The sequence below is a fragment of the Streptomyces olivaceoviridis genome (assembly GCF_014650115.1).
In the GTDB taxonomy this organism is placed as follows: domain Bacteria; phylum Actinomycetota; class Actinomycetes; order Streptomycetales; family Streptomycetaceae; genus Streptomyces; species Streptomyces olivaceoviridis.
The window spans coordinates 17,286-41,143 of the sequence record NZ_BMUI01000040.1; the positions used below are offsets into that span (position 1 = coordinate 17,286).

Below are 23,858 nucleotides of genomic sequence, written 5' to 3' on the forward strand. Positions count from 1 at the left end.
TGACGAGACCGGTCGAGAAGCCCCCGATCCGGCGGACGGCTTCGCTCAGGAGCGCTACGACGACAAGACGCCGCCAGGAGGCAGGCAGGGCACCGTGTTGTCCGTGTGCCGGACGGCACAGGGCCCGGGGCCGCCTGGGCACACACGCCGCTTGATCGGGGAACCGCTCGCGGACAGACTGCTCTCCATGGGATCAGTCGGCATGGCCACCAAGGCGCAGAACGGGAACCGGGGATGAGTGCCAGCCTGCCCTTCTTTCGCTATCACCCCGATCCCCTCGCCAGCGGGTCCATCCGCGCGGACGCCGAGACGTGCGCCTGCTGCAAACGCAACACGGGCTGGATCTACACGGCCACCTTCTACACCGCACACGAGGTCAACGGACGTTTCTGCCCGTGGTGCATCGCAGACGGGAGCGCGGCCGAACGCTTCGCGGGTGAATTCACCGACTCCTACGGGCTCGACGGTGTCAGCGAGGACGTCCTGCACGAGGTCACCCGCCGCACCCCTGGCTTCCACGCCTGGCAGGACCCGCGCTGGCTCGTCCACTGCCAGGACGCGGCCACCTATGTGGGCGAAGTCGGATACACCGAGCTGGCGGCGCATCCCGAAGCCCTCGACCAACTGCGGACCGACATACGCCTCGACGGCTGGCACGACGAAAACCAGCTCGAGCACTTCCTGACCCACCTGGGCGATGGGGCGAGCGCCATGCTCTTCCGCTGCACCGTCTGCGGCACCCATCTCGCCTACGCCGACGCATCCTAGAAGTCGACTGCTTGGCCGAGTCCGCGGTGGCAGGCGAGGCTGGTGAAGGCCAGGAAGTGGCTCGCCTTGCGTTCGCAGCGCAGGTGCGGACGTCGACATGCGGCGAGCCAGGCCATGGGACGTTCGACGGCGCGGCGCTGCCGTTACCACTCGCGGGGCGCCTGTGTGCGTCCCGTGCGCCACAGTCCGCATGCCGTCGATGACGGTGAGCCCGCCGGAACCTCAACGCAGACGGCAGGCGGCGCGGCACGGGCGCAGCGGGCGGGGCGGCGGGGCGCGACCGCAGGACGAAGAACGGCAGGCGGCCCGGCCTCCGCGACGGCGAGCAGGCGGCGGGCGGCATGCGGGACGGACGGGGGCGCTCAGGAGCGGGGCACCAGTACTTCCAGGGCGCCGGTCTGGGTGTCGTAGCTGCGCAGGGTGGTGAGCCGGAGCGACAGCGGCGGCGCCGGCAGCAGCTCAGAAACCCGCCGGTCGGCGAAGGCACCGGCCCGTCGGGGCCGACCGAGGGTGATGTGCGGGCTCCAGCGCCCGGGTTCGTGTAGGGGGTTGAGGGTCTCGGGCGGACTGTCGGAGGCCACCGCGTCCCACACCCGGCGGTGCAACCCGGCCGGCGCGTAGTCGAGGTCCAGCGCCCAGGCCAGTACCGAGGTGGCCGCTCGATGCGGACCGCGCCGGTGCACCGCACCGGCAGCGGCAGGGTGGCGGCCGCTTCGGCGAGTTCCCAGCGGATCGCAGCGGTGAGTTCCGGGCAGGCGGCCAGAGTGAGGCGGGGGCTGTTGGTCGGTGAGCGGTGGCGTGCCTGGCTGGGCGGCCCCGCGTCCGCCTGCCGCCGCCAGGCCTTCCTGACCGCCGGATCCGCCGCCTCGTCCAACAGGGGCTCGACCGTGCGCACCGCCGCTGCCTACCGGCGATCGCCCGCGGTTCCGCCGCCGGCCGGCCCGTCAGACCGGGGGCTCGTCGGCCGCTTGGTGCCGGCCGTCCCCGTTCCCGGCCCGTGCGAGGTGCCGGACGAGGGCGCGGGCGACCTCGCGCGCGGCGGGCGCCGCCCAGCGCCGGCGGTGCCGGGCCAGTCGTACGGGTACGTCGGAGAGGGGCGGGCCGTCGAGGGCGATCCCGCGCAGCCGTCCGTCGCGCAGGTGCTCGGCGACGGTCGTCGCCGGCAGCAGGGTCAGGCCCAGGCCCGCCGCGGCGCAGGAGCGGGCCGCGTCCACGCTGCCGAACCGGGTGATTCGCGGGTTCGCGCCGGGCGCGGCGCGCAGCCGCTGTTCGAAGGTGTCGCTGTAAGCGCAGCCCTCCTCGAGGAGGAAGAAGTGCTCGGCCGCCAGATCGCCCCAGGCCGCGGGGCGGTCACGGCCGGCCAGCGGGTGGCCGGGGGCGGCGACGAGGGTGAGGGCCTCGCGGGCGACCGGTTCGGTGGCGATCTCGGGGGACTGGGCGTCCTCGTTCATCAGCAGCGCCAGGTCGAGGTGACCGGAGCGCAGCCCTTGTAGGCACTCCTCGGTGCCGGCCGCGCGCAGGTCGACGTCCACGTCGGGGTGTTCGGTGCGCAGGGCGGCGATCACGGCCGGCAGCCGGGTGGCGCACAGCGATTCGGGCGTGCCGACCACCACCCGGCCCGCGACGGGCCCGTCCTCGTCGGCCGCGGAGCGCAGTCGGGCCACGGCGTCGAGCACCTCCTCGGCCTCCGCGAGGAGCCGTCGGCCGGCCTCGGTGAGTGGGGCGCCGGTGGGCAGCCGGTCGAACAGCGGCACGCCGAGGTCGCGTTCGAGGGTGCGGATGTGCACGGTGACTGTGGACTGCGCGAGGTGGAGTGCGGCCGCGGCGGCGGTGAAGCTGCCGGTGCGGGCGAGCGTGGTGAAGGTCGTCAGCAGTCGCGTGTCCACCTGCCCAGCTTATGCGGAACCTCGATGGAGTGCATCGCAATCCATCGTTGGACGCGATAGGGCCAGGGGTGTCAGGGTTTCCCCATGACCAACGACACGACCGCCGCCGCCAGCGACACCGCGACCACCGCCCCGGCCCACAGCGGCTCCGGCACGGCCCCCGAGATCCTGCGCTACTCCGCGTTCACCCGTACGCCGGACGGCGGCAACCCCGCCGGGGTCGTGCTCGACGCCTCCGGGCTGGACGCGGCGGCCATGCTCGCCGTCGCCGCCGAGGTGGGCTACTCGGAGACCGCCTTCGTCACCGCCGCCGATCAGGACGCCCGGCGCTTCACGGTGCGCTACTTCAGCCCGCTGGCGGAGGTGGCCTTCTGCGGGCACGCGACGGTGGCCCTGGCCGTCGCCCTCGCCGACCGGCTGGGCCCCGGCGACCTCGCCCTGGAGACCCCGGCGGGCGCCATCGCGGTGACGACCGCCACCGACGGCGCAGGGGCGGTGCAGGCGACGCTCACCAGCGTGCCCACCCGGTCCCGCCAGGCGCTCGCCGGCGAGCTGGAGGCCGCCCTCGCGGCCCTCGGCTGGAGCGCGTCGGACCTCGACCCCGCGCTGCCGCCGCACGTCGCTTTCGGCGGCAACGACCACCTGGTGCTGGCCACGGCCTCGCGGGAGCGGCTGGCCGCGCTCGACTACGACTTCGACGCGCTCGCCGAAGTCATGCGCCGGTACGGCTGGACCACCGTCGACCTGGTGTGGCGCGAGTCGCCGCGCCGTTTCCACGCCCGCAACCCGTTCCCCGTCGGCGGTGTCGTGGAGGACCCGGCGACGGGCGCGGCGGCGGCCGCGTTCGGCGGCTACCTCCGCGCCCTCGGGCTGGTCACCGAGCCTGCGGACATCGCGGTGCGGCAGGGCGAGGACATGGGCCGCCCGAGCGACCTCGTCATCGGTGTGACGCCCGAGGACGCCCGGGTACGGGTCACCGGCACGGCCGTGCTTCTCCCCCGCTGACGGCCCGCCGGCGGTGCGTCATGCCGGGTCGGCCTCCTCGATGGCTGCCGGGCGCACGATCGTGGAGTCGACCGACACGTCCCAGTCGATCTCGCCCACCGCATCGCCCCATGGCCTGCACGTGCCGCAGCAAGCGTTCCCAGGTGCCGTTGGCCGACCATAACCGGTGCCGCTCATAGATCGTCTTCCACGGCCCGAACCGCTCGGGCAGATCACGCCACGGCACCCCGGTCCGCACCCGGTGGAGGGTTCCGTCGATCACCTGTCGATGATCTCGTCGCCAACGCCCGCACCGCCTGTTGCTCACCGGCAGGTGTGGCCTGAGCCGTTCCCACTCGGCATCCGTGAGATCGCCGCGATCGTGCCGGCCCATAGGGCGCGCCCTCCCTCACCGTCGCGCCAGCCAGGTCGCTGTCTCGTCCACCACCGCAGGGTCAACATGTCCAGGCCGCGCGTACTCGGCCGGCGTGGGTCGGCCGCTGCCGGGAAAGAAGAGGTGATTGGCGTGCTCATGGATCCGGATCGTCACCTCGGGCCGGTGCGCCAGGGCACGGCTGCTGGCGGATCTCGCAGGTGCTGCCGGTCTGAGCGCGGCGTACCTCGCCGCGCTCAGACCGCTTCGGACGCGCGGGCGCGGACATGCCCCGGGCCGGCAGCTGGGGTTCGAGGGGCAGGGCCGCGATTCTGGATCAGCTTGCGGAATCCTCTTCGGGCTGCAGCATCGCCGAGATTGCCGGCCACTTCCTCGGGATGTGACAGTGGCGAGAGGTGACTGCTGGGGAGCTCGGTGACGACGGCTTCGGCGCGTGTGGCGAACCATCGCTGCAGTCGGGGATCGAGGATCCGGTCGTGGGCGGAGAGGACGTAGCCGCAGGGGAGGTCGTGCCAGGCGCCCGTAGAGGCCGGGGCCGCCAGACAGGCTCCATGGGTCGGCTTCTGCACGGCGGCGAGGCTCCTGGCAAGGCGGGGCGGCAGGTCGTGGGCGAGTGCGTCACCGAACAGTTCCGGGTCCACGTGGGACCAACCGTCCGCGGCGAACCGCAAGGCCACGCGGCTTGGCATCTCGGCACCCTTGTCGCTCAGCATGCCAATGGTCTCCCCCTCGTCAGGCACGTAGGCGGCCACGAAGACCAAGGAGTTGACCTTGGGATGCTCAAGTGCCGCGCCGGAGATGACGGTGCCGCCGTAGGAGTGTCCGACGAGGGTGACCGGTCCTTCCACCGCGTCGATGTGCCGACGGGTCCAGGCGATGTCGTCCGCGAGTGAGGTCATCGGTTCGGCCCTGGCCCGGCGCACGGACACCACCTGGGTCAACCTGACCTCGGGGGGAACGGAGACGATGGCCGCGGTTCGCTCCCGCGGGCCTGGCCTGGAGGAGCCCTTCCTGGTGCAGAAGCTGCCCCGTATCCCCCGAGTGGTCGACGTCTCCGCGCACAGCGTCCTGCATGTGTTCTTCGGCCAGGACCTCGGCTTCATCAACAAGACCGGGCCGCTGACCGACGCGCAGGGCGCCGCACTGACCTCGCGGCCAACGGACGCAGGGCGGACAGCCGGCTCGGAACCCGTCGTGCTGGACGACCGCGACCGACTGCTGCTCGACCTGCTGGCCCGCGACGGAAGGGCCCCGGTGGGCGAACTGGCCGCGGCCACCGGGCTGTCCGAGTCCACAGTGCGCCGCCGCATCAACGATCTACGTGCCGAAGGCGTGCTGTACTTCGACGTGGACTACCACCCCGACGTCCTGCACCGGAAGCTCAGGATCGCGCTCTGGCTGGAGACCGACCCCGCGCGGCTGGCCGAGGCAGGTGAGGCCCTGGCGGCACATCCCGAGGTGTCCTTCGCCGCGGCGGTGACCGGCGCGACGAACCTGTACGCGAGCATCCAGGTGGACTCGGCGCAACTCTTGTACCGCTACCTGACCCGGACCGTGTCCGGACTGCCCGGACTGCGGCACACGGTGACCACGCCGATCCACCGAACCCTCAAGGGCCCTGGCCCCTACCCGCTGTCACTTTGACTGAACGTGTTGTGATGGTCTGGCCGGGCGACCGTTCACTCCTGCTCGGCCTTGAGCATTCGGGCGTCACCCGCTCGCAACCGGGCCAGTTCCTGGGTCGCGCTCACACTGCCGTCGCGGCCCTCGGGCACAGCCTGGGGCTCGTCCTTGCGCACCACGTCCGCAGCGAGTCCGCGGTGATGCCGAGATCTACGGCCACCGCCGCGTACGTCCGCTTCCCGCCGGGCCTCTGCTTGGACCGGCCGCCGCCGAATACGGGATCACCAACACACTGGCCGACCTCGCGGCACGCCGCGAGGCAGCCGGAGACGAAGAACACGCCGAAGAACTCTGGGAAGCCGCTGCAACCTACGGACACCCCGAAGCACTCACGAGTATTGCCCGCTTCCGATACGAATCAGGCGAAATGACACTCGTACCGGCCCGGGGCGGCCGGATCAGGCTCCGGAGGCGGATACCCGGAGAAACATATTCAGCCAATAAACAGTTGAACTGTCGACAGTGGTGAGGTGTGTGGGCAGGCTACGTGTGCAGTGCACGTGTTCCCGTTCCCATGAGGAGTCGATCATGCGCAGGTCCCCTCGCAGACATGTCACCGTCGCCATCGCTTCCGCAGCCGCCGCCGCGCTGCTGGGGCTGGCCCCCGGCACGGCCTCGGCGACGTCCGGGCCGACGTTCCTGGACAAGATCGATGAACGATGCGTCACCGTCAGCAGCGACAACGTGTGCGTCTTTGAGACGCAGTACTTCACCGGCGGCAAGATGGCTCTCTACCAAGACGTCGACAGCCAGTGCGTCACGACACCCTTCGGCGTACTCTCCGACTTCAACATGACGGACAGGACGGTGACCTACTACAAGAACGCCGACTGCACCGGGGACTCGCTGTCCGAGCCGCCGGGCGACTTCCACTCGTGGCTGACGTTCGGCCCGGTACACAGCTTCCGCCAGCAGTGACCCGTCGCGGTCCGACCCGCCGGGTCGGACCGGCCCGCACTCACATCGCCTGTGGAGCTAACGCAGGATCCGCCGGGCCACGTTGGTGGAGACCAGGTCCAGCAACTCCTCGCCGCGGCCGGACAGGATCGTACGGATGGCGTAGCGGGTGAAGCCGTTGGCCTGCTCCAGGGTGACCGCCGGCGGCACCGACAGCTCTTGACGTGCCGTCATCACCTCGACGACGGCCGGGCGTTCGTGCGCGAACGTGTCCAAGGGTCCGGCGCCAGAGAGGGGTCTAGGTGATCAGCGGGCGCTACACCATGTGGAACCTGCTGGTCCTGACGCCTCCAGCGTTCGGCGCGGTCCAGTTGCTGCTGCCCTTCGCCTTCCGGGTCCGGCCGGCCCTGATCGGCCGGCGCGCGGCTGCGCTCGCTGTGATGTGGGTGGTGTTCGTGGCCGCGGCCCTCGGGCTGCCCCGGTGGGAACAGGTGATGGGCGAGGAACTGGGCGGCAACGGCCTCGCGAGCAGTTCCTGGATCATCGTCGCGGTGTTCACCCTCGTCATGACGGCGCTGCTCGCGTCCGCCACGGCGACCGTCGTGCGCGAGGCCCGCCAGCATGTGCTGATGCAGCCGCTGAGCTCACGGGTGAGGGGGCCGGGCCCTTGACGGAGACCTCGCGGCTGAGTGAAGCCATGGCCCTGGGGACCATGTCGGGCGCCGGCGGGTGAGCCGGCGCCCGACTGCCAGTCAGTTGATGCTGTACTGGCCGGTGAAGTCGGCTTCCTTCACGCCGCCGAAGGGGGCGCCGATGGTGCACTTGCCCGCGCCGCTGAACAGGTTGGTGCTGAAGGTGCCGCTGAAGCCGTGGCCGGCGAAGGGGCCGTTGGTCACGTAGCCGGTCACGTTCGCGTCGTTGAGGACGGTCTTGTCGATGGTCAGGTTGACGGTGCTGCGCAGCCGGTAGCCGTCCACGGTGGTCCACTCGATCGTGCCGGTGCCGCTGCCCGTGCCGCCGCCGGACAGGCAGCCGAGGGTGACGCCGTCGAAGTCGGCCGTGATGCGTGCGCTGCTGATGCCGATGTCAGTGTTGTCGTTGCACCGGCCGTCCTGGCCTTGGTAGGAGACGTGCTGCTGGCGTGGCCAGAGCTGTACGCCGGGGGTGAAGTGGGTCTGGCCGGAGGCCGAGCAAGAGATGGTCACGTTCGGGGCGGCGGTTGCGGCGGTGGGTGCGGCGAGGGCCGCGCCCGCGGACAGTGCGGCGCAGGCGACGGCAGAGGCGAGGACACGCGTACGGGAACAGACAGCACGGAGTATGGCGGGCGTTTCCTCTCCAGAAGGTGCCCCTCCTGGTAATCCTCGGCAGCCCGAGAGGCGACCCCGGGCAGGGCGGCCGGGAGGAAGCGGCACGGTGGCGTAGCGGGACGACGGCGCGGCGGCGGCTCGGGACGGCGGACGCAGGCCCGACTCAGCGCGACGGGGCGCAGCAGACCGGCACAGCGCGGGCGGCCCGTGCACGAGCGGGCGGGGAACACGGCACACCGGCGCGGGCGGGAACGCAGGAGCACGGCGGGACGGGCGCGGGCTCGCCGGGCGGCCGGGGAGCGGCGCGGAGCGCGGAGCGCGGAGGCGCGGAGGGTACGGCGGACGACGGGACGGGAGGCGGTGCGGCACGGGCGCAGTGGGTGGGGCGGCGGGGCGCGACCGCAGGACAGGGGACGGCAGGCGGCCCGGCCGGGGCGGTGAACATGCGGTCAGCCGTCGTGCACATCGCCATCCTCACCTTCGAGGGCTACAACGAGCTCGATTCCCTGATCGCCCTCGGTGTGCTCAACCGCGTCAGGAACAGCGGTATCGCCACCCGCGAGGTTACCGAAGACCCGGCGATCATGAACATCCTGCGAGGCCTGGACCCCTCGCGTCAGCTCATTGCGGCGCAGTGCTCCGGTGCGCTCGTGCTGGCCAGGCTCGGCCTGCTCAACGACATCCCCGCCTGCACCGACCTCGTCACCAAGCCGTGGGTCGTCGCCGCCGGCGTCGAGGTCCTCAATCAGCCTTTTCACGCCAAGGGCAACATCGCCACCGCCGGCGGATGCCTGGCCTCGCACTACCTCGCCGCCTGGATCACCGCCCGCCTTGAGGGCAACGACGCCGCCGAAGGCGCGCTGCGCTATGTCGCCCCGGTCGGTGAGAAGGAGGAATACATCGAGCGCGCCTGGCGCAACATCACCCCCTACCTGCCCTCTCCCGCCCCGGCGCTCGTCTGACAACCAGTTAGTCGAAGGCAACGGCCGGCCAGGAAGCCGCGACCTTCGTGCCGGCATCCGGACGGCGCGGGATCTCCGGGGCGACCGCAGCGGCGACGTGGCCCGCCCCGGCGAACTGCCCGCCGGAGCAGTCCGGTCCACCCCGGCCAGCTTCGAGGGGCGGGCCTTCACCCCCGCCATGGCGCTGCGGCCCGGCGAACAGGTCCAGGTCGATAGTGGCGGCCCTTCGCGGGCCGCCGGTGGTCCAGGTGGGATTCTGGCCGGGCACGACTGGCCGCTACGTCCGAGCAGGACTTTTCCAGGAGTCGCCGGAGCGGGCGCTGCTCACGACCGAGTCGGGGCTTGCGGAGGTGAATGGGCACTGGCTGATCAGCTTCGAGGACAACTCCGCTCGCGCGGAGACACGTTGGGTGCGCAGCGAGCTGGAGCGGACCGGGCTGCCACCGCGGCGCTGGGAGGACGTCGGGCCACAGACCGCCCCGCCGGCTCGTCGAGAGCAGCGCCTCGGCGAGCGGGTGCGAGGCAAGAGCTTGCGGGAGCCTATACCGGACGCGAAGGTGTAGGACACAGCGTGTCTTCGCGTCCGGCATGCGCTTTGTGGCCGATATCTCTACCGGAGGGTCTTGGCCAGGTAGTTGAACACTGTCTGGTGGAGCAAGTACATCGCCCCTTCGTGGCAGTGTTCCCCCGCGCCGTCGGCATTGCGCATCACGACGTGCTCGTGCGGTGCCCGCAGTTCCGCGGCGAGCTTGGTCGCCTGACCGGCGAAGACCTTATCGTTCTCCCCTTCGAGGATCAGAACGGGTGTCTGGATCCTATGGGCGTCGTCCACGGTCAGGGTGTAATCGCGGGTGCTGCGGACGTATTCGGCGAAGTCGGAAACCCCGTTGACCCAGACACCGTTCTGCAGGCCCCAACGAGCGTTGGTGTCGTCCTTGGCCATTCCTTCCAGAAGAGGGAGCGCCTCGGCATCACGCTCCTCTTCGACGAGGCGCAACGTGGCGGACGGAATCGGAGGGTAGGAGGCGTAGAAGGTGAGCAGACCGTCGTTGCACACGATCGCCGCCGACCGGTGGTCGTAGGCCGCATACCGTGCCACGAGGTATCCGCCCAGGCTGTAGCCGAAGTGCACGATCTTGTCGCTGTCGATCTCGGGTACGGTCAGCGCGTAGTCGACCACAGGGCCCAGCACGTTCTCCCAGTCCGGCCGGTACGGAACCTTCTTCTCCCGGATCATCCAGCCCTGTCCCGGCCCGTCGTAGGCCAGGAAGTTGTAGCCGCGCCGCAGCGCTGCCGCGCCGATGACGAAGTAGCCTTCCTCGCGGGTGGAGTCGAAGCCGTTGGTGTATATGACGGTGGGACGCGGTTGCCCGCTGTCGTCCACGAGGTACAGGTAGCCGGGGATCTCACCGTCCTCAAACGGGATGGTCACCTCGCGAAACGGACCGTCCAGCAGAGCTCCGGCCTTGACCATGTAGTCCTTGGACAGCCGTGACAGTTCGAGGACCTGCGGATCGTTGAGCGGATCCCGGCGGCGGTAGAACTCGGCCGACCGGTAGTAGCTCGACGCGCGCAGGAACGCTTCGCGCGCACTGACCGGGTCGCCGGCCTCAAGCGAATCCTCGCCCCGCATCGCGGTGCGCTCAGCGGTCGCCTTCCAGGCCGCGGTCCAGGCATCTTCATCCCCCTCGGGAATCTGCGCCGTGGTCACGATGACCTCACCGATGTCGGCACCGGCGTCCCCCGCGAATCCCGCAGCGCGCAGGGTCTCGAACTTGAAGGCTTCGTCCTTGAAGATGAATTCCATGGGAAGTCCCTTCACATAGGCGGGCTTGGCTGCCCGGTTCTGCGCTCGGCGTCCATGCGTCACCGAAGTCGGCGCAGTGGCGGCGCGTTCTCGGGGAACGTCACCGCCGTTGAAAACCGTAACTCCCGTCGATGCGCTCCGCTTCGGGAGGATTCGCCCCCGTGAGCCTCCGGAAGCCGCGGTCCAGAGCCTGGATTTCTGGCCGATTTGAAGGTTTAGCCCCTGGTCATGAATGCAATGACGCCACTCAGAGGCGACTGATTCCCCTGGAAGAACTGGTTTTGAGTAGTGCGCTGCCGAACATCGCACTGTGCGCCCCCTGTATAGGACGAGCCCTCACAAACGCCGCCCTGACGGCGCTGCCCGTCGGCTTCCGCACCGGCCCGGTTCGCCGCCGCGCCCTCGCGGGATCGCGGTGGACGTGAGGGACCACACGTCTGGCTTGCGGGCGGGACGCCACCCGTTGGGCGGCCGGCTGTGTACCGGCCGGTTCTCGTGGCGCTGACTTTGCCCGGCGCCAGCCCGTCACTCGTGTTCCCTTGCGGTCTTCTGGGTCTGCCACTTCCGGGGGCCCGTCGCGGCGCGGGAACCATCCGGATGCCCGTCGGCGTCGTGTTCGACGCCATTGCCGCACCGCATCGCCTGATGCGGCCTCAACTCCATTGGAAGGAGGCAGCGATGACCCCGCCCTGGGGCTTCACCGGCCCTGAGTTCCTCGGCCTGTACGCCGCAGGTTTCGCGGTCGCCGTGCTGCTCGGCGTGGCCGTACGGCAAGCGGCCCGCCGCTTCTACCCCGCCACGGACACCAGCTTCATACCGGACGTCTACACCATCGCCTGGGTCGTCGGCGGGGCCCGCCAGGTGGTGAGCACCGCCATCTACGCCCTCGTCCAGGGCGGCCATCTGCGCACGGCCCGGGACGGCACCCTCACCTTCTGCGGCAGCGTCCCCGACGAACCGGTGCAGCGGGCCGTCCTGGAGGCCGCGCGGACCCGGGAGACCACCAACACGACGCTGGTGCACGAGGCCGCCCGGCGTCTGCCGGAGATCCGCCGGGCCGGAGACGCCGCGCGCGGGCTCGGTCTGCTGCCCAGCCGCACACGCCGTCTGGCCGGGCGGCTGGCCGGGCTGCCGATGCTGGTGCTGTCCGGGGTCGGCGTCGCCCGGGTGGTGAACGGCGTCCACCTGGGCCGCCCGGTGGGCTTGTTGGTGACCTTCCTGCTGGTCTCCCTCGTGGTGGCGGCTGTCTTCGTCTGCACACCGCCCCGGATCACCCCTGCGGGTTGGTACACGGTACGCAACGCCGGAAGGTCGGGTCACCCGGTGCCCTGGGGGGCGGCCGGCGACGGCCCGACGGTGTCGGCCCCGGTACTCGCCGTCGCCACGGCAGGCTGGATCACCATCCCTGATCCGACACTCCGCTCGTCCCTTTTCAGCTCAGGGTCCTCGTCCTCGTCCTCATCCTCGTCGTCCTCCGGGGGCGGCTGCGGCGGCAGCTGCGGCGGCGGCGGAGGGGGAGGGGGGTGCGGCGGATGACGGCGCGGCTGGGCTTCGGCATCGGCTGGCGGCCCCCGATCGACCTCACCGTGGAACGGCTCGCGGGCGTGGACTTCGTGGAGGTCATCGCCGAGGTCGTCGACCCGCGGCGGCTGCCCGAGTCGCTACGGGTGCTGCGGGCCCGGGGCACCCCGGTGGTCCCGCACGGCGTCTCGCTCGGCCTCGGCGGGGCGGAGCTGCCCGACCCCGCGCGACTGGCCCACCTGGCGGCCTGCGCACAGGCGCTGCGGGCGCCCCTGGTCAGCGAGCACGTCGCCTTCACCCGGGCGGGTGGGCTGGAGAGCGGTCACCTGCTGCCGGTGCCGCGCACCCGGGCCGCGCTGGACGTCCTGGCCGAGAACGTCCGGATCGCCCAGCAGCAGCTGCCCGTGCCGCTGGCCCTGGAGAACATCGCGCCGCTCCTGGCCTGGCCCGGGGACGAGCTGACGGAGGGACAGTTCCTCACCGAGCTGGTCGAGCGGACCGGGGTGCTGCTGCTGGTCGACGTGGCCAACCTGTACACCGCCCGGGTCAACCTCGGCGCCGACCCGGTGGCGGTGCTGGACGCGCTGCCGCTGGAACACCTGGCGTACGTCCATGTCGCGGGCGGAGTGCTGCGCGACGGCCTGTGGCACGACACCCACACCCACCCGGTGACCGGACCGGTGCTGGACGTCCTCGCGGAACTCGCCCGCCGCACGGACCCGCCCGGAGTGCTGCTGGAGCGGGACGGCGGCTACCCGCGCGACGACGAGCTCGCCGCCGAACTCGCCGCCATCCGGCGCACCGTACGGGAGGCCCGCGGTGCCCGCTGAGACCGTGGCCGGGGCGGGGGCCGCGCGGGAGGGACTGGCGCGGCGTCAGGCCGAGCTGCTGGCCGCCCTGGTCGGGGGCGGCCCGGCCCCGGAGGGCTTCGATCCGGACCGGCTGCGGGTACAGGCCAGGGCGCTGCTGGACAAGCGGCGCAGGGTGGTGGCGGCCCATCTCCCGGACTTGGCCGAGGCGTTGGGGGAGCAGATGCCCCGGCTCTTCGCCGGGTACGCCGAGGGACAGCCGCGCCCGCCGGGCGGGCCGCACGCCGACGCGGCGGCCTTCACAGCGCACCTGCGCGCTCGCGGCCTGCTGCCCCGGGGCACCGGGCCGCGCCGTTGGGCCCGCCTGCCGGGCCGCCTGCGCCGGCTGCGGCCGGGGCGCTGAGAAAGGGCAGCCGGTGCCGTGTCCCCGGGCGGCACCGCCTCATCCATCCCGCCGTCGACCATCATCTTGCCTGGCCAGGGTCTCCGCAGGTCGGTCAGACGCTGATGGTGAAGTCTGGCCGGAGTCCTCGAACACTGCCCCGCACCCCGATCGCCGTCACCCTCGCCCGGTAGAAGCCCGGCCCCACCGGCCTGCCGGATACTGGGCGACTCCGCGGCCGGCCCCTGGAACGCGCGCGGCTCCGGTTCGGGCTGCCGGGTGCTCCTGGTCCCTGCCGTGGCGAGACTCCTCGCGCAGGTGGCGCGGGGTCCGGAGGGAATCCGCCCGTCGCTTGCCAGAGGTGTGGCCTTGCCAGAGGTGTGGCGGAAGTCGGCGGTGTGCCACTCCACCGAGCGCCCGTAACCGATCCGTGAGCGTCAAGCGGGCGCGGCTGACCTGTGACACCGGACCTGGACCGCCTGTCGAAGTCGGACCGCCCGTATCAGCTCACAGCCCTCACCGTCGGCCGTGCCGGCGGGCAGTGGGCGGCCTCGTTTCGCCGGGCCGAAGTACGCGGCCGAACCAGCGCTCGCCCCTGTCCGATGCCGCCCAGGACCCGGAGTCGGTCGGCGGGTACCGCGTGCTCGCGCGGATCGGCGCGGGTGGCATGGGCGTCGTCCATCTCGCCCGTTCCGAGGGCGGTGCCCTGGCCGCCCTGAAGGTGATCCGCGCCGGGCACGCCGCAGATCCGGGCTTCCGAGCCCGTTTCCGCCGCGAAGCACAGGCCGCCGCGCGGGTCGACGGCCGCTGGACCGCGCCCGTCACGGCCGCCGACCCCGAGGCGGCCGAACCCTGGATCGCGACCGCCTTCGTCCCCGGGCCCTCGCTCGATCGAACGGACCGTGCCGTGGCTGTCCGCTACAGCCGACTCAGCCGCCGCCACAAACACAACCCCCTGCAGCCGCCCGGCATTTCTCGGACTCGCAGCAGCCCTGTGCCACTGCAAGCGACTCCTTCGCCTCACCGCATAGGACAGGGCACGGATGCCGACAGAACCGGGCGGAGCCGGCCCGGAGGTGCTGAGCCGGGCGCTGCTCCGGGCGAGGCGCGGCTCAGCCGGTCTGCTCGGCGCGGGCGTTGTATGCCTCGCGGGCTGCGAGGACCTCGGCCATGTGCCGCAGGGACCATTCCGTGAGCCCCCTGAGGGGGCCGCGCAGGGTGTGCCCGAGCGGGGTCAGCTCGTACTCGACGCGCACGGGCACTTCCGCGTGAACCGTTCGCAGGACCAGGCCGTCGCGTTCCAGGGCGCGCAGCGTCTGGGTGAGCATCTTCTCGCTGATCCCCGACAGGCGCTTGCGCAGCTCGGTGAACCGGGATGTCCCGTGCTCCCCGAGTTCGCCGAGAACGAGGATCGACCATTTGTCGCCGATCCGGTCGAGCAGGTCCCGTGAGGGGCAGCCTCGCTCGTACGGATCCCACGACGATGTCGCGTCGGTCACAGTCTCGACAGTCGTCACGGCTCCCACCTCATTTCTTTCGTCCGGGTGGCCACCTTACCAAAAGGTGGCTACTTACCGATGGAGAGTTGCCAGGTCAGAGTGGTGGCGTGCTGCGAACGCCGCGGCGGAAACGAGGAACCGCACATGACCATCGTCGTCACCGGAGCCACCGGCCAGTTGGGCCGACTGACCATCGAGGCGATGCTGCGGCGTGGAGTGCCGGCCGCGGGCATCGTCGCCACGGGCCGGGACACCGCCAGGATCAAGGACCTGGCCGACCGTGGTGTCGTGACGCGCCGGGCGGACTTCGCCGACCCCGGCAGCCTTGCGGTGGCCTTCGCGGGAGCGGAGAAGCTCCTGCTGATCTCGGCCTCGATCCCCGTGGACGAGCGCCTGGCCAATCACCGCCGCGCCGTCGACGCGGCACTGACCGCCGGGGTGTCCCTGATCGCGTACACGAGCATGACGCGGGCCGACACAGCCCGCACGATCCTCGCCGACACCCACCGCGCCACTGAGGAGTACCTGCGCGAGCGCAACGCCCCAGCCGTGATGCTGCGCAACAGCTGGTACCTGGAGAACTACACCGACCAACTGCCCCTGGCCCTCCAACACGGCACCTTCCTCGGCGCGGCCGGCAAGGGCACGGTCAGTGCCGCGACCCGCACCGACTACGCCGAGGCCGCCGCGGTCGTCCTGACCACCGAAGGCCACACCGGCGCCGTCTACGAGCTGGGCGGCGACCAGGCGTTCACCCTGACCGAACTCGCCGCCACCGCCTCCGCCGCGACCGGCATGCCCATCACCTACACCGACCTCCCCGCAGGCGCGTTCGCCCACGCACTGACCGACGCCGGCGTGCCCCCTGAACTGGCCCGGATCCTCGCCGACTCCGACCTCGGACTGGGCCGCGGCGAACTCTTCACCGACACCGGCGACCTGAGCCACCTGATCGGACGGCCCACCACCACCCTCGCCGACGCGATCATCGCCGCCCTGCGCTGACACCTACCGCATCGGCATCAAGTACGACCAACCCCGCGGTCTTTCTGGCCGGGGCACGGCGTGGTCCTGCTCCCGGTTGCCTTGCTCGGCTCGTCTTTCGGTGACCTTGCGCCGCCTCGGCTGCCCCTCCGCGGCCCAGATCGTCAGTGTCGACGCTCAGGCCCCAGCGCGTCTCGTCGGCCGCCCGGTCGGTGACGTACTGGCGGCCGTAGCCGACGGCGGTCGACAGCCACGTGGACGGGTCCTGGTCGGCCTTGGACCGGTTCGAGGCCGCCGACACCGCGATCAGCGCACGCTCGTCACCGAGGTCGTTGGCGTAGACCTCCCGATCCTTCCAGGCACGTTCGTTCATCACCCCCTTTTGATACGTGGCCACTCATGAACGACCCAGCGGGCGATCTCGGACTCGTCCCGCTCGGGCACGTAGGCGGCTGGCGATCGGATTCTGGCAGGTCACGGCTCGCCGAGGACGAACCGTCAGAGGTGGTCGGGTGGTGGCTCGCGGACGTCTGCGCGTTGATACGGAGACACCGGCGGTCTCTCGGTCGACGGGCTGCGGACACAGGCGGTCGTGGTGGCGGTGGCGGCGCTGAAAGCCGTCGTGGAGGTCCCCACCGACGTGGGTCGCGCTCGCAGATCACTGCCCGACGGTCCACTGTGGAGGTTGTGGTCTCCTGGAAGCGACGTCCTGCTGGGCTCGGGCGCATATGGCAGCCACGTCACACGGGGCTGCTGATTCCGGTCGTGCTCATTGTCCTGATCACGGTCGCGGACACTGTGACCCCTGCCGAAATCGTCCTCGGCCCCCTGCTGGTGATCGCGCCCGCGCTCACCGCGTGGTTCGAGGGCCCCTGGACGACGGGCGGCATCGGAGTTCTGGCCGTGGCGGCCCAGACGTCCATCGGCTGGCGGTCCGGACTGCTGACCTCACGGGGCGTGATCGTGCAGATCGTCGCTCTGTCCGTGCTCGTCACCCTGATCGTGGTCATGTGTGTGGTGCGGGATCGGCGCACTCGCCAGCTGACGCAGGTGCGCTCGGTCGCCGAGGCCGCCCAGCGCGTGTTGCTGTGGCCCCTGCCGAACTACCTGGGTAGTCTGCGGCTCGCCTGTCTCTACCTGGCCGCCGAGGACGAGGCCGAGATCGGCGGCGACCTGTACGCGACCGCGCGCACCGAGGGCGCGGTCCGCCTGATGATCGGCGACGTGCGGGGCAAGGGCCTTTCCGCGATCGGCGAGGCTGCCCTTGTTCTCGGCGCCTTCCGGGAGGCCGCCCACCAGCACGCCGGCTTGCCGGAGCTGGCCGGCGCACTGGAGGGGAGCGTGGCTCGATACCTCGCCGACTTCGAGCCGCTGGACGAAGCCGGGGAGCGTTTCGTCACGGCCCTGTTGCTGGAGATTCCCGATGACGACCACGTCGTCCGATTGACCAGTTGCGGCCATCTGGCGCCGCTCCTGCTCGGTGCGGACGGCACCGTGACCGGCCTGGACCTGCATCCCGCACCTCCACTCGGCATCGGCCTGACGGACGCCGAAGATCACCCAGTTGATGTGGTGCCCTTCGCCTCCGAGGACACGCTGCTGCTCTACACGGACGGTGTCATCGAAGCTCGGGATCGCAGCGGCGCCTTCTACCCGATCACGGACCGCGTCGCACGGTGGGCCGGCAGCGACCCCGAAGCGCTGCTCCAGCACCTCAGGCGTGACCTCATCACCCATACCGGCGGACGCCTCGGCGACGACATCGCCCTCATCGCCGTCCGCCGCGCCACCGACCCGTGTTCACGGCACCGCCTCGGACACGCTTTCGCGTCCGGTGGACTCCGCCGCGGTTCCGGATCCGCCCGGCCACCGGGTTGAGTAGTCCTTCCTCCGGCGTCTGACCGGTCGTCGTGGCGTTCGTGCGGGGGCGGTCGCAGCATGGACAGCGGATCAACGGCCGGACATCGCCTCTCACCGAGTTCCAGGGCGTCGAGTCCGTGCCGTGCGTAGACGGTGCCAGCCTCGGCTTCGCCGCTGGGTGACCGCATCACCGCCTTGTCGCGACGGAGTGCGAAGTACCCGAGCGAGTCCTCCTCACCGTAGCGCGGTAGCCGTTCGCGCAGCCGCTTCTCGTAGGAACAGCAACGCGGGAAAGTAACGGCTGGGTAAAAAGAGCACGGATGTATGTGCTTCCCTGACCTGGCCTCGAGCACTCGACGTCTCAGTCGCGGTTACTTTCGGTGACGTACGGAGATGCCGTGCCGGGTGATCCGATGCAGCCTGTGAGAGGGCTCCGCTCCGTGAGTCGATGGAGCCCATGCCTCGTCAGAGGCGTTCGTCCGTCTCACCAACGGGAGAACCCATGAGCAGCAAGTTCCGCGGCCGTAGTACGCGCGCTCTGGCGGTCTGCGCCCTCTCCGCCGCGCTGGTCACCGGCGGCTCGGTCGCAGTGTCCGCCGCGCCCACTCCGACCCCGAAGCCGAGCATGACCCACCGCGCCGCGTCGGTCACTGTGCACGCGAGCCCGACCACCGTCAAGGCAGGTCAGAAGGTCCGGTTCACCGGACGTACCGCTGGCATCCCGGTCGGTGCCTCGGTCAGGCTGCAGCACGAGATGAACGGAAAGTGGACCACGCTCAAGGCCAGCACCGTGGTCAAGAAGGGCAACTCCTACGCCGTGACGACCAGGCCCACCGCCAAGGGCACGCAGCACTACCGCGTCATGGTCGGCAAGACCCATTCCCCGACGGTCACCGTGACCGTGCGGTAAGGCCACACGCCGAACCGCGCGGGGCCGTGCCCTCCACCGTTCGGGGGCGCGGCCCCGTTATGAGGCTGCCCCCACAGCCCCTCGGACCGATCAGTGCTGGGGGTGCGGACGTGCGTGGAACAGGCTGCGCCGCTGGGCGGTCGTGCCGCCGGCGAGGTGACCGATCTCGACGCGTGTCCTGATGGCGCGGACCACCTCGGTCAGGCCGACGACGATGGCCATGACGCCCACTACCAGGGTGAGTGTCGCGATCGAGGCGAAGGGCATGACGATCATTACGATGCCGGCCATCGTGCCGATGATGCCGAAGGCCACGTGCCAGCCGCGGGCCGGCATGGTCTGGTCGGAGGCCGCCGCGACCGTCTCCAAGGTGCCCCGCAGCAGCCAGCCGAAGCCGATCCACAGGGCGAGCAGGAAGACCGACTCGAGGCTGCCCCGGAAGCAGACCAGTCCGAGCAGGATGGAGGCCGCGCCGGTGATGAAGTGCAGTACGCGAAGGTGCCGGGGGACGTGGGTGCCGAAGGCGGCGGCGAGTTGGAAGACACCGGTGGCCAGCAGATAGACGCCGAAGAGCACGCCGACGACGCGCAGCGTCTCACCGGGCCAGACCAGGGCGATGACGCCCAGGGCGATGGTGGCGAGGCCCAGGGTGAGCAGGATCTGCCAGCCCACGTTCGCCAGGGCGGTCATGCCTTCGGCCAGGGGGCCCTCCTGTGGTTCGGTCCCGCGTGGGGGGACATGGCCGGGGAGATCCGAAGGAGGTGTCATGGCACCTACCTCCTTCTGTGAGCAGGTGGTCACTTCACTACATGTCCATCGTGACCTGATCGGCTTCATGTTGCCCGGTGGGAGGGGGCGGGGTCCGTGGACGACGGCATTGGCGAATGGGGGGTGAGTCTCGGGGGTAACAAGGAGGTGGGCGTTCCGCGGGTTTCGACAAGACGATCTACAAGCGGAGGAACGACGCTGAGCGCACGATCAACGCGCTGAAGGACTTCCGGGCGGCGGCCACGGGATTCGACAAGCGCGCCTACATCTTCCACGGCACTGTCACCACCACCTCGATTCGACGATGGCTTCGCCCGTGACGCGGCACACCAGATGTACCCGGCACTGCCAGTCGTGGGGCTGTGGGCGTACCTGCTCAGCCGGTGTGGGCCGCCACGGCATCGATGATCTTGGGCCACAGTTCGCGCGGTCGATCGTGGCCCATGCCGGGGATCAGCAGGAGTTCGGCCTCAGGCACCAGGTCCGCGGTGCGTTTTCCGCCGCTGGGGTCGATCAGCGTGTCATCCAGCCCGTGGATCACCAGCGTCGGCACCCGCAGCTCGCGCAGTTCGTCCGCGCGTGATCCACTGAGAATCATCGCGCCGAGCTGTCGGGCGATGCCCGTGGGATAGTAGGAGCGGTCGTATTGGGCCCCGGCCAACTCGCGCAACACCGCAGCGTCTCCGTATCGCTTGGAGGCCCACACCAGCTCCTTCTCCGCCGCCGCGACGTACCCCTCGCGGTCTGCGGGCTTCGGGCTGAACAGCACCGCCTGGGCCTCCGGGCTGGGCCGGCCGTATTCCCTCTCGCCGGTCGAGGACATCATCGACGTCAAGGTCAGCACCCGCTCCGGGGAGGCGAGCGCCATCGTCTGAGCGATCATTCCGCCCATCGAGGCACCGACCACGTGGGCGCGTTCGACACCCAGCGCGGTGAGCAGGCCAAGGCCGTCGTCGGCCATATCGAGAAGCCGGTAAGGAACCATCGCTCGGGCAGCGGGAATGTCACCCGAGCTCACGGTGGCGATGAGCTTCCCCATGTCTACGGGGTGACTGTCGAACTTGGTGGACAGCCCGCAGTCACGGTTGTCGTACCGGATCACGTAACGGCCGCGATCTGCCAGCGCCCGACAGAAGTCCTCGTGCCAGGCGAGCATCTGCGCCCCGAAACCCATCACGAGCAGGACAGGAGGGTCCCCAGGGTCGCCGAAGCTCTCGTATGCGATGGAGACTCCGGGAGACACATCAACGATCGACATACGTGGAGCCTGCCACGGACAACCACGAAGCGCACCCAAAATACGGCCTGTGACCTGCGCATCTTCCTCCAGGTCCGCCCGTGATACGCCGCGCCTCGGCCCAGGTTCTGTCTGACAAACGATCACTGTTCGCGGAGCCGGAGGATGAGTGAGGCAATGCGGGGACCCGCGCGCGATGACTGTCTCGGTCCTGCGCCGCGGCCGTCCGCTGCGAGGTGGACCTTGGTGGTCAGTCCACCGCGGGACCGGCCCAGTGCCTGGCCAGACGCCGGATGTGGCGGATCTTCCGGTTCGTTCTCCGTTGAGCGAACCATTCGTAGACGGTCTGCCACGGGCCATAGCGCCCGGGCAGATCCCGCCAGGGCCGCCCACGACCATCCGGCCGGCAGCAGCGGAGCTATCCGCTCCCACACACGCCGGTTTCCGCCGCGTCCTCGTCGCCGAACCCGACCACTCTCACCTCGAAGCCTGGTGCCCGCCGCATCACGGTCTGGGCTACGAACACACTTTCGTCCGCCAGACTCACGACCTCGTGCACACAATCGCCGCGGGCCGCGCACCCGAGCCCTCCTTCGCCGCCGCCTGCGCCTGCTTAGGTTGGCGGCATGGTCGGGCGCACACCGAACCCTGACCGGTCGCCGGTGGTGGCTGCGATCCTGGCACCTCGCGTACGACGAGGTGGAGCTCCTTCGACGCGGCCTGTTCCCAGGGGAAGTACTGACGGTTGCGGGTGGCCCGCGACGTGCGAGTCCGACCCGTGGCGTACGCGCATTACCTGTGGCGTAATCGACCGTCCACAGCCCACCGGGCAGGGTGGTCCCTAGCAGACCATTCCCACGGGACCCCGACGCCATGGAGGCCGATCCGCCATGTCCGCTCCTCAGCTCGCCGCCCTGGCCCGCACCTCCGAGCCGCAGACCATGCTGCGCCGCTTCCTCGCCCTCGACGCCGTCGTCACCACCGGCAACGGACTCGCCTACCTCGCCGCCTCCGGGCCGCTTGGCCGATTCCTCGGCGTGGACCAGGGGCTGCTGCTGGGACTGGGCGCCTTCCTCGCGCTCTATGGCGCGGGCGTCGGAATCCTCGCCACGCGCAAGACCCCGCCGGTGCTGCCGGTTCGTGCCGTCATCGAGGCGAACGTGGCCTGGGCCGTGGTCAGCCTGATCGCGCTCGCGGCCTGGCTGTCGCCGACTGTGGCGGGCGCGGTGTGGATCCCCCTGCAGGCCGTCACGGTCGGCGGCTTCGCGGCCCTGCAGTACGCGGCGCTGCGCGCGACGCGGGCCTGACTCGGAGCTCCGGACAGCACGGCGGGTGCGCGGCGCCCCTGCTGTCCGGAGCTCTGAGCCCAGCAACGACCGCAGGGAGGTGAGCGTCGCCGGGCACCCTCGACGGGCGACGGCGGCGGCGCCTGGCAGCTTGTCGCGGGAGCAGCACGGAGCCACCAGGCCAGGCCACACTGAGGCCGGAACCGTTGAGGTGGCCGAGCCGCGGCCGGCGAAGGCCGTGGTCGGCCGGCTGATCGACGAGTTGGTCTCGCGTGCCCGGGCCGGGGGTCTGCAACTGACCGGCGAGGGCGGGCTGCTGCAACAGCTGGCCAAGCGGCTGCCGGAGTCCGCTCTGGAGGGTGAGGGCTGCCCCGAGTCGTGGAGCCTCGTCGGCTCGGGAATCGATCCCGTCCTGGTAGGCCCGGGCGGTGAGACCGACTGGCAGCACTGATCACCGCCGCAACCGACACCGTTGCGGACTCAACCCGTGGTGCGACGACCGCTGGAATCCGCCCCCCGTCGCTTCGTTCGACGGTCGCGAAACCAGCCCCTCCCGGCTGCCGCCCCGCGCGGGCGGCCGGATTCCGTGAGGCTCTCCGGCATGACACCCCGTTCGGATGACAGGCTGCGCGTCCGGCTGTGTGCGGTGACGGTTCATCAATCCTGGCAGAACTCGGCGTCCAGGACCTTGTCCAGGCGGGCCGGGTCGGGCCAGTCGGAGTTGACGGCTACCGTGGCGCGGTGTGTGCCGTCATCGGTCGCTGCGGCGTAGGAGAGATAGCCCTGGATCTGGCCGCCGTGGCCCCACACCGTCTTCCCGCAGGGCAGCTTGCGGGCCAACAGGCCCAGTCCATAGGAGAGCTGGTCGTTGAGCGGGACGGTGGTTCGCATCTGCCGCAGCCACGGTTCAGGGACAAGGCGACCCGACATCAGGGCGGAGAGGAACCGGTTGAGGTCGGGGGCGGTGGAGATGATCTCGCCGGCGGCGTTCGGCACGGTGGGGCTCATGCGCGTGACGTCGTGGACGCGGGCGGAGGAATCGTTCTCGCCGAGCTTCGAGTAGCCGCGCAGGCGGGGTGCGGGTACCTCGACGGAGGTCCCGGGGACGGTGGTCTGACGCAGGCCGAGGGGCTCGATGATGGTGCGGCGAAGCTGTTGCGCGTAGGTGCGGCCGGATGCCTTCTCGATCACGAGTCCGGCCAGGGCGTAGTTGGTGTTGGAGTAGTTCCAGCCCTTGCCGGGGTCGTGGTACGGGTGGTGGGCGAGCGCTGTCGCGATGAGCTGCTGTGGCGTGAAGCGGTCGAAGCGGTGGCGCAGGAAGTTCTCACCCGTCAGATGGGAACGGACGAACTCCGGGTCCGAGGTGTAGTCGTACAGGCCGCTGGTGTGGTTCAGCAGCTGACGCAGAGTGATGTTGCGGCCGTCGTTGCCGTTGCCCCGTACCAGGTCCGGCAGCCACCGGTCGACCGTGTCGTCGAGGCGAAGGCGCCCCTGGGCGGCCAGTTGGACGAGGGCGGTGGCGGTGAACATCTTGGTGATGCTGCCCGCGCGGAAACGGTGGTCGGGCAGAGGGGTAACCGACGCCCCGCGCTCGGCCGTGCCCGCCGAGGCGTACCAGGTTCCGCGGGGGTCCTCCGCGACGGCGAGCGCCCCCGGCGTACCGGTCGACAGCAGCGCGCGTACCTCCTGCCCGGTGGCCTCGTGCCCTTGCGCGGGAGCGACGGCGGCGGTGCGGGTGCCGGGAGCCGTGGGCGGGGCGGTGGCGAGGGCGGGAGCGGCGGTGGTCAGTACGGTCACGACGGAGGTGGCGGCCAGGGCGGACACGAGTCTCATGGGCACCTCGCGGATCGGAATGCAGGGGCGTGGAGATGTTTCCGTCCGCGATACCCCCGAATAACGGGTATTGCGCTGTTC

At 70.6% G+C, this 23,858-nt stretch carries 22 protein-coding genes and 7 pseudogenes; 16 read left to right on the forward strand and 13 right to left on the reverse strand.

Annotated elements, in window-relative coordinates:
• Nucleotides 1-234: 234 nt before the first annotated feature.
• Nucleotides 235-768, forward strand: a complete 534-nt coding sequence (locus IE273_RS38935; RefSeq protein WP_189819861.1) for a CbrC family protein — start codon at nucleotides 235-237, stop codon at nucleotides 766-768.
• A 362-nt stretch (nucleotides 769-1,130) separates the two neighbouring features.
• On the opposite strand, the gene IE273_RS44215 is transcribed toward IE273_RS38935, so the two are convergent.
• Nucleotides 1,131-1,451 carry a hypothetical protein gene (locus IE273_RS44215; protein WP_229887994.1) on the reverse strand — a complete coding sequence of 107 codons (321 nt, stop codon included), beginning with the start codon at nucleotides 1,449-1,451 and terminating at the stop codon, nucleotides 1,131-1,133.
• A 261-nt stretch (nucleotides 1,452-1,712) separates the two neighbouring features.
• Nucleotides 1,713-2,654 carry a LysR family transcriptional regulator gene (locus tag IE273_RS38945; RefSeq protein WP_189819862.1) on the reverse strand — a complete coding sequence of 314 codons (942 nt, stop codon included), beginning with the start codon at nucleotides 2,652-2,654 and terminating at the stop codon, nucleotides 1,713-1,715.
• Between the two features lie 84 nt (nucleotides 2,655-2,738).
• Here IE273_RS38945 and IE273_RS38950 point away from each other — a divergent pair, with 84 nt between their 5' ends.
• Entirely contained in the window at nucleotides 2,739-3,659 is a 921-nt protein-coding gene (locus tag IE273_RS38950; protein ID WP_189819863.1) for a PhzF family phenazine biosynthesis isomerase, read from the forward strand.
• 51 nt (nucleotides 3,660-3,710) lie between these two features.
• Here IE273_RS38950 and IE273_RS38955 read toward each other — a convergent pair.
• Both IE273_RS38955 and IE273_RS38960 read right to left on the reverse strand, forming a co-directional pair.
• A pseudogene (locus IE273_RS38955) lies at nucleotides 3,711-4,032 on the reverse strand (IS5 family transposase); the annotation flags it as partial.
• A 236-nt stretch (nucleotides 4,033-4,268) separates the two neighbouring features.
• Nucleotides 4,269-4,931, reverse strand: a complete 663-nt coding sequence (locus IE273_RS38960; RefSeq protein WP_373309472.1) for an alpha/beta fold hydrolase — start codon at nucleotides 4,929-4,931, stop codon at nucleotides 4,269-4,271.
• Here IE273_RS38960 and IE273_RS38965 point away from each other — a divergent pair.
• Both IE273_RS38965 and IE273_RS38970 read left to right on the forward strand, forming a co-directional pair.
• Nucleotides 4,909-5,676: an Lrp/AsnC family transcriptional regulator gene (locus IE273_RS38965; protein ID WP_229887996.1), complete on the forward strand. Its 768-nt coding sequence runs from the start codon at nucleotides 4,909-4,911 to the stop codon at nucleotides 5,674-5,676. The genes IE273_RS38960 and IE273_RS38965 overlap by 23 nt on opposite strands.
• Before the next feature lie 567 nt (nucleotides 5,677-6,243).
• Complete coding sequence (locus tag IE273_RS38970; RefSeq protein WP_189819865.1) at nucleotides 6,244-6,633, forward strand: peptidase inhibitor family I36 protein; 390 nt, start codon at nucleotides 6,244-6,246, stop codon at nucleotides 6,631-6,633.
• A gap of 57 nt (nucleotides 6,634-6,690) precedes the next feature.
• Here the strand turns inward: IE273_RS38970 and IE273_RS38975 are convergent, their stop codons facing one another.
• Entirely contained in the window at nucleotides 6,691-6,888 is a 198-nt protein-coding gene (locus tag IE273_RS38975) for a hypothetical protein (protein WP_229887998.1), read from the reverse strand.
• Between the two features lie 26 nt (nucleotides 6,889-6,914).
• On the opposite strand from IE273_RS38975, the gene IE273_RS38980 reads away from it, so the two are divergent.
• Nucleotides 6,915-7,283, forward strand: coding sequence for a hypothetical protein (locus IE273_RS38980; protein WP_189819866.1), 369 nt, complete (start codon nucleotides 6,915-6,917; stop codon nucleotides 7,281-7,283).
• Between the two features lie 81 nt (nucleotides 7,284-7,364).
• On the opposite strand, the gene IE273_RS38985 is transcribed toward IE273_RS38980, so the two are convergent.
• Complete coding sequence (locus IE273_RS38985) at nucleotides 7,365-7,817, reverse strand: hypothetical protein (protein ID WP_189819867.1); 453 nt, start codon at nucleotides 7,815-7,817, stop codon at nucleotides 7,365-7,367.
• Nucleotides 7,818-8,377: 560 nt separating this feature from the next.
• Here IE273_RS38985 and IE273_RS38990 point away from each other — a divergent pair.
• Nucleotides 8,378-8,881 (forward strand): type 1 glutamine amidotransferase family protein, encoded by a 504-nt coding sequence (locus tag IE273_RS38990; RefSeq protein WP_189819868.1) that lies wholly within the window; start codon nucleotides 8,378-8,380, stop codon nucleotides 8,879-8,881.
• A gap of 610 nt (nucleotides 8,882-9,491) precedes the next feature.
• On the opposite strand, the gene IE273_RS38995 is transcribed toward IE273_RS38990, so the two are convergent.
• On the reverse strand, nucleotides 9,492-10,688 hold the full coding sequence (locus IE273_RS38995; RefSeq protein ID WP_189819869.1) for an alpha/beta hydrolase family protein: 1,197 nt from the start codon (nucleotides 10,686-10,688) through the stop codon (nucleotides 9,492-9,494).
• 678 nt (nucleotides 10,689-11,366) lie between these two features.
• Between IE273_RS38995 and IE273_RS39000 the strand changes: the two genes are divergently transcribed.
• From IE273_RS39000 to IE273_RS44220, 3 genes and pseudogenes are all read left to right on the forward strand, one after another.
• Nucleotides 11,367-12,224: a TIGR04222 domain-containing membrane protein gene (locus tag IE273_RS39000; RefSeq protein WP_189819870.1), complete on the forward strand. Its 858-nt coding sequence runs from the start codon at nucleotides 11,367-11,369 to the stop codon at nucleotides 12,222-12,224.
• Nucleotides 12,221-13,421: pseudogene (locus tag IE273_RS39005) on the forward strand (MbnB/TglH/ChrH family RiPP precursor modification enzyme). The gene IE273_RS39000 and the pseudogene IE273_RS39005 overlap by 4 nt, the downstream one beginning before the upstream one ends.
• 574 nt (nucleotides 13,422-13,995) lie before the next feature.
• Nucleotides 13,996-14,289 (forward strand): annotated as a pseudogene (locus IE273_RS44220) (bifunctional serine/threonine-protein kinase/ABC transporter substrate-binding protein); the annotation flags it as partial.
• A 223-nt stretch (nucleotides 14,290-14,512) separates the two neighbouring features.
• Here IE273_RS44220 and IE273_RS39015 read toward each other — a convergent pair.
• A complete protein-coding gene (locus IE273_RS39015) occupies nucleotides 14,513-14,917 on the reverse strand; it encodes a winged helix-turn-helix transcriptional regulator (protein ID WP_229888000.1) in 405 nt (134 codons plus the stop codon).
• Between the two features lie 126 nt (nucleotides 14,918-15,043).
• Between IE273_RS39015 and IE273_RS39020 the strand changes: the two genes are divergently transcribed.
• Nucleotides 15,044-15,904 carry an SDR family oxidoreductase gene (locus tag IE273_RS39020; protein WP_189819873.1) on the forward strand — a complete coding sequence of 287 codons (861 nt, stop codon included), beginning with the start codon at nucleotides 15,044-15,046 and terminating at the stop codon, nucleotides 15,902-15,904.
• Here IE273_RS39020 and IE273_RS45385 read toward each other — a convergent pair.
• Nucleotides 15,885-16,256, reverse strand: a complete 372-nt coding sequence (locus IE273_RS45385) for a hypothetical protein (protein ID WP_373309473.1) — start codon at nucleotides 16,254-16,256, stop codon at nucleotides 15,885-15,887. The genes IE273_RS39020 and IE273_RS45385 overlap by 20 nt on opposite strands.
• 392 nt (nucleotides 16,257-16,648) lie before the next feature.
• Between IE273_RS45385 and IE273_RS39030 the strand changes: the two genes are divergently transcribed.
• Nucleotides 16,649-17,761 carry a PP2C family protein-serine/threonine phosphatase gene (locus IE273_RS39030; protein WP_229888002.1) on the forward strand — a complete coding sequence of 371 codons (1,113 nt, stop codon included), beginning with the start codon at nucleotides 16,649-16,651 and terminating at the stop codon, nucleotides 17,759-17,761.
• A 484-nt stretch (nucleotides 17,762-18,245) separates the two neighbouring features.
• Nucleotides 18,246-18,653, forward strand: a complete 408-nt coding sequence (locus IE273_RS39035; protein ID WP_189819875.1) for a hypothetical protein — start codon at nucleotides 18,246-18,248, stop codon at nucleotides 18,651-18,653.
• 90 nt (nucleotides 18,654-18,743) lie between these two features.
• Here IE273_RS39035 and IE273_RS39040 read toward each other — a convergent pair whose 3' ends face one another.
• The gene (locus IE273_RS39040) at nucleotides 18,744-19,421 is read right to left on the reverse strand and encodes an HdeD family acid-resistance protein (protein WP_189819876.1); all 678 of its coding nucleotides are present in this window, start codon (nucleotides 19,419-19,421) and stop codon (nucleotides 18,744-18,746) included.
• A 146-nt stretch (nucleotides 19,422-19,567) separates the two neighbouring features.
• Here IE273_RS39040 and IE273_RS39045 point away from each other — a divergent pair.
• Nucleotides 19,568-19,741, forward strand: a pseudogene (locus tag IE273_RS39045) (IS5/IS1182 family transposase); the annotation flags it as partial.
• A gap of 56 nt (nucleotides 19,742-19,797) precedes the next feature.
• Here the strand turns inward: IE273_RS39045 and IE273_RS39050 are convergent.
• Nucleotides 19,798-20,679: an alpha/beta fold hydrolase gene (locus IE273_RS39050; protein ID WP_189819877.1), complete on the reverse strand. Its 882-nt coding sequence runs from the start codon at nucleotides 20,677-20,679 to the stop codon at nucleotides 19,798-19,800.
• A 194-nt stretch (nucleotides 20,680-20,873) separates the two neighbouring features.
• A pseudogene (locus IE273_RS45390) lies at nucleotides 20,874-21,092 on the reverse strand (IS5/IS1182 family transposase); the annotation flags it as partial.
• Here IE273_RS45390 and IE273_RS44230 point away from each other — a divergent pair.
• The 3 genes and pseudogenes from IE273_RS44230 to IE273_RS39065 form a co-directional block, all read left to right on the forward strand.
• Nucleotides 21,089-21,256 (forward strand): annotated as a pseudogene (locus IE273_RS44230) (gfo/Idh/MocA family oxidoreductase); the annotation flags it as partial. The pseudogenes IE273_RS45390 and IE273_RS44230 sit on opposite strands and share 4 nt — an antisense overlap.
• A 292-nt stretch (nucleotides 21,257-21,548) precedes the next feature.
• Nucleotides 21,549-21,965: a hypothetical protein gene (locus IE273_RS39060; RefSeq protein ID WP_189819878.1), complete on the forward strand. Its 417-nt coding sequence runs from the start codon at nucleotides 21,549-21,551 to the stop codon at nucleotides 21,963-21,965.
• 190 nt (nucleotides 21,966-22,155) lie between these two features.
• A pseudogene (locus IE273_RS39065) lies at nucleotides 22,156-22,308 on the forward strand (transposase); the annotation flags it as partial.
• Nucleotides 22,309-22,601: 293 nt separating this feature from the next.
• Here the strand turns inward: IE273_RS39065 and IE273_RS39070 are convergent.
• On the reverse strand, nucleotides 22,602-23,777 hold the full coding sequence (locus tag IE273_RS39070) for a serine hydrolase domain-containing protein (RefSeq protein ID WP_189819879.1): 1,176 nt from the start codon (nucleotides 23,775-23,777) through the stop codon (nucleotides 22,602-22,604).
• Between the last annotated feature and the right edge of the window lie 81 nt (nucleotides 23,778-23,858).